The sequence below is a fragment of the Betaproteobacteria bacterium genome (assembly GCA_009377585.1).
In the GTDB taxonomy this organism is placed as follows: Bacteria; Pseudomonadota; Gammaproteobacteria; order Burkholderiales; family WYBJ01; genus WYBJ01.
The window spans coordinates 1-4,352 of record WHTS01000223.1 but is presented as its reverse complement, the minus strand read 5'-3'; the positions used below and the strand labels follow the sequence as shown (position 1 = coordinate 4,352).

Annotated in this window: 4 protein-coding genes; 1 reads left to right on the top strand and 3 read right to left on the bottom strand. The window is 66.8% G+C overall.

Annotation, left to right across the window (positions count from 1 at the left end; genetic code table 11):
- The coding region (locus GEV05_30630) for a tripartite tricarboxylate transporter substrate binding protein (GenBank protein ID MPZ47637.1) at nt 1-641 on the bottom strand (641 nt) is incomplete at its 3' end.
- A gap of 74 nt (nt 642-715) precedes the next feature.
- On the opposite strand from GEV05_30630, the gene GEV05_30625 reads away from it, so the two are divergent.
- Nucleotides 716-2,719, top strand: coding sequence for an NAD(P)-binding protein (locus GEV05_30625; GenBank protein MPZ47636.1), 2,004 nt, complete (start codon nt 716-718; stop codon nt 2,717-2,719).
- A gap of 73 nt (nt 2,720-2,792) precedes the next feature.
- Here the strand turns inward: GEV05_30625 and GEV05_30620 are convergent, their stop codons facing one another.
- On the bottom strand, nt 2,793-3,194 hold the full coding sequence (locus GEV05_30620) for a 4-carboxymuconolactone decarboxylase (GenBank protein ID MPZ47635.1): 402 nt from the start codon (nt 3,192-3,194) through the stop codon (nt 2,793-2,795).
- Between the two features lie 174 nt (nt 3,195-3,368).
- On the bottom strand, nt 3,369-4,337 hold the full coding sequence (locus GEV05_30615) for an alpha-ketoacid dehydrogenase subunit beta (GenBank protein ID MPZ47634.1): 969 nt from the start codon (nt 4,335-4,337) through the stop codon (nt 3,369-3,371).
- Between the last annotated feature and the right edge of the window lie 15 nt (nt 4,338-4,352).

Genomic DNA, 4,352 nt, shown 5'->3' with positions numbered 1-4,352 from the left:
GCCGCGACGTGCTCGGCGATGCCGCGCATCGACACGAACATGAGCGTGGCCTGCCCGCTCATCACGTCCACCTGCGCCGGGGTCGTGCCCTTGTAGGGTATGTGCAGCATCTTGATGCCGGCAGCCTGGGAGAAGAGCTCGCCGGCGAGGTGCGTCAGGTTGCCGATGCCCGCCGAGGCGTAGGTCAGGTCGCCCGGACGCGCCTTACCGAGCGCCACCAGCTGCTTGATCGAGGCCGCCGGAAGCGAGGGCGTGACTACGACGCCGAACGTGTTGGTCGCGATCTGCGTGATCGGAGCGAGATCGCGCACCGGATCGTAGGGCATCTTCTTGTAGACGAACTGGTTGACGGTCATGGCGCTCGGCACGCCGAGAAGCAGCGTGTATCCGTCGGCTTTCGCCTTCGCTACCAATTCGCCGCCGATGATGCCGTTTGCGCCCGGACGATTCTCCACGATGACCGGCTGGCCCCACGATTCGGTCAGCTTCTGGCCCAGCGCGCGGGCGGCGAGATCCGGGCCCGACGACGGCGCTTGTGCGACGACGATGCGAATGAGGCGAGTCGGGTAGTCCTGCGCGGGAGCGGCCGCCGACAGCAGAAACGCCCCCGCCATCCAAACTGAAACAGAAAACCGATGCATGCTCACCTCGTTGACCTCGTGCTAGGGCGTCAAGTATCGTCAGTGCCGGCCGATCGCGCAATTCGAAAGTCAACATGGTGGAATGCACCACCGTAAATGCCATGAGCAAGTCCACCCACTACCCTGCGCTTTTTGCGCCGTTTCGCCTCGGCGGAAGGACGCTGCGCAACCGCGTCGTGCACGCCTCCATGAACACGCATATGGCCGCCAACACGCGCGTGACCGAGCAACTCGTCAACTACCATGCCGCGCGCGCCCGCGGCGGGGCGGCGATGATCGTCACCGAGCCGATCAGCATGGCGCGCCACCAGAACGTGTCCTATCGGGCGCGGGCGTGGAACGACGACAATCTGCAGGGTCTCGCGCGCTGGGCCGAGGCGGTCGAATCGCAGGACTGCGCCCTGCTCGGCCAGATCCAGGATCCCGGGCGCGGGCGCCACAACACCGGCATCGGTGCGCATGCGATCGGCCCCTCGGCGCTGGCCGACGATCTGTCCTGGACCGTACCGCACGCGCTCACCGCGGACGAGATCGCAGCGATGATCGAGGACTTCGCCGCCTCGGCGGCGCGGCTGCAGCGCTGCGGTTTCAGCGGCGTGGAGATCTCCGCCGGGCACGGACATCTCTTCCACCAGTTCCTGTCGCCGTGGTCGAACGATCGCACCGACCGCTACGGCGGCGACTGGGAAGGTCGGACGCGCATCGTGCGCGAGCTGATCGATGCGCTACGCGCGAGCTGCGGACGCGACTTCCTGATCGGGCTCAAGCTCCCGGGCAACGACTGGGTGCCGGGCGGCATCGGCCCGACGGAAGCTGCCATCGTCGCATCGATGCTCACGGCGCCGCGCGAGGTCGATTACGTCTGCTTCGCTCAAGGCACGCACGGGCTCGCGTTGGAGCGTCACCTCCCCGACGCGCATGAGCCGGACTTGCCCTACCACGAACTGCAACGCGGCCTGCGTGCCAGCCTGCACGGTGTGCCGCTGATCGCGCTGGGCAAGATCGCGACCCCCGAGGAAGCCGAACGCATCGTCGCCTCCGGCGATGCCGAGCTGGTCGCGCTCGGCCGGCCGTTGCTCGCCGACGCGGCCTGGCCCGTCAAGGCGTCCCAGGGTCGGATGCAGGAAATCCGCGGCTGCATTTTCTGCAACCGCTGCTGGGACACGATCAATACGCATCTCCAGCCCATTGCGTGCGTGAACAACCCGCGCGTAGCCGCGCCCGACGAAGCCGACTGGCGTCCTGCGTCGTCTGCGGCCAAACGCCGGGTGATCGTGATCGGCACGGGTGTCGCCGGGCTGGAAGCGGCATGGGTCGCGGCCGCCCGAGGCCACGACGTAACGGTGTTCGGCCGCGCCGCGGCTGTCGGCGGCAAGGCGCGTCTGCACGCGATGTTGCCGGGAGCCCATACGCTCGCCCGGATCTACGAATACCAACTGCAAGCGGCACGCCGCGCGGGCGTGCGCTTCGAGCTCGGCGTCGAGGCGAGCGTCGATGCCGTACGCTCGCTCGACCCGCATGCGGTCGTGCTCGCAACGGGCTCCCGGATGCTGCGTCCGCCGCGCATGCCGCATCCAATCGACTTCGCGCGCGACCTGCGCAGCGCCATGCAGGCGTTGCTTGGCAATCCCGGCCGCCGCGCCGGCAACGCGGTGATCTTCGACATGGACCACACCGAAGGGACGTACGCCTCGGCGGAGTACCTCAAGACCGTATTCGACCGGGTCTACGTGCTGACGCCGCGCGAATACATCGCGCAGAAGACGGCGCTCGTTACGCGTCAGGGGATCATCCGGCGCTTTCACGAAAAGCGCATCGATGTGGTACCCCTCGCGGAGGTGCGCTGGGCTGAATCGTCCCCGGGCAAGATCGAGTATGCGAACGTCTATAGCGGCGAGATCGGCGTCATTGCGGATGTCGCCCTGGTCGCCTATGCGACGCCGCGCGTGCCCGAGGACGAGCTCGCCGAGCCGCTTCGTGCCGGCGGAATCGATGTGCGCCTCGCCGGCGACTGCGCCTTGCCGCAAGGCCTGCTGGCTGCGACGGCTGGTGGGCATGCGCTCGGTATGGCGCTATAGCAGTTCGCCGACCCCCGGGGCTCTCTCGAGAAACAGAATCGAGACACCGGGTGCCCCCGTGGGCCCGGGATGCTCAATAGTCGACCTTCGTGGCGGTGCCGGCTTCCTCGGCAAAGATCTCCGTGGCCATGTTGTGCGCTTCGAGCGAGGCGGGAATGCCACAGTAGATCGCCACTTGCAGCAACACTTCCCGGATCTCGTCGGTGCTGCAGCCGTTTTTCAGAGCGCCGCGCAAATGGATGCGCAACTCGTTGGGACGATTCAGCGCGCAAGTCATGGCGAGTGCAAGGAGGCTGCGCATCTTGCGTGGAATCGCTTCGCGGCCCCAGACCTCACCGTACGCATATTGGTTGATGAGCTTCTGCAGCGGCGCACCGAACTCACCGGCGGCTGCCATGCGGCGCGCAACGACGTCGGCACCGAACATCTCCTGGCGAATGCTCAAACCTTTCTGATACATGTCGCGATCGTCCATCTCATGCCTCCTCCAGTAATCCGAAACAGTCATGCCCGGCACGCGCGTTGGACCGCCGCTTGCTGCGCGATGCATCGCTACGATGAACTGCCCGTAGACGCGCCTGCTCGTAAACCGGCGCCCGCCGGAGCCCGACCGCCGTGCCGCCGCTGGAGTTGCGTGGCGGCTTCTCGCTTATGCCGGGCGGCTTTCGTTCAGCACGCGCCTGATCGCGTCCGCGATGCGAGCGCGATCCGGCAGTGCCGCTCGTTCCAGCACCGGGCTGTAGGGCACGGGGACGGGCGCGGCACAAACACGCTGCACGGGCGCTTTCAACGCGTGAAACGTCTCGCGGTCTTCGAGCACGGCCGCGGCGATCTCCGAGGCCGCCGAACACGTCGCCGGCGCCTCGTCGACGATGACGAGCCGTCCGGTCTTGCGAACCGAGGCGCGGATGGTCTGGACATCGAGCGGCACCAGCGTGCGCGGATCGATGACCTCGACCGATACGCCCTCGTTCTCGAGCACAGCGGCGAGTGCGAGCGATTCCTGGACGTAGAATGCCAAGCCCACCACCGTCACGTCGTTGCCGGGGCGCTTGACCTCGGCGGCTCCGAGCGGCACCAGATGCTCGCCTTCAGGCACGGGACCGCTGACGGCATTCAAGCGGCTGCACTCGAACGAGACGACCGGGTTGTTGTCGCGGATGGCGCTTTTCAGCAGGCCCTTCGCATCGGCCGGCGTCGCCGGCAGAATGATCTTCAGCCCCGCCAGGTGCATCCACATCGAATAAGGACTCTGCGAGTGCTGGGCGGCCAGCCCCATGCCGCCGCCGGTCGAGCAGCGATAGGTCACCGGAAAATCCGCCTGTCCGCCGAACATGTAACGGATCTTGCTCGCCTGATTGACGACCTGGTCCATAGCGACGAACGAGAAGGTCACCATGCGCCAGTTGACGATCGGCCGATAGCCGCTCGCGGCCGCCCCCAAACCCATGCCCGTGAGTACCGATTCGGAGATGGGGGTGAAGCGAACACGGCGGGGACCAAATTCGGCGAGCGGGTCGCCCGTGAAATCGGTGCCGAGCGTGATCACGCGCTCGTCGCGCCGCATTTCCTCCGCCACCGCTTCGTCCAGCGCCTGCGAAAAAGTCAGCTGCCGCATGGGCCGTCTCCTAGC

Excerpts from the sequence above, each read along its gene's own strand:
- GEV05_30625 (MPZ47636.1), top strand. The coding sequence starts at position 716 with ATGGTGGAATGCACCACCGTAAATGCCATGAGCAAGTCCACCCACTAC.
- GEV05_30620 (MPZ47635.1), bottom strand. The coding sequence starts at position 3,194 with ATGGACGATCGCGACATGTATCAGAAAGGTTTGAGCATTCGCCAGGAG.
- GEV05_30615 (MPZ47634.1), bottom strand. The coding sequence starts at position 4,337 with ATGCGGCAGCTGACTTTTTCGCAGGCGCTGGACGAAGCGGTGGCGGAG.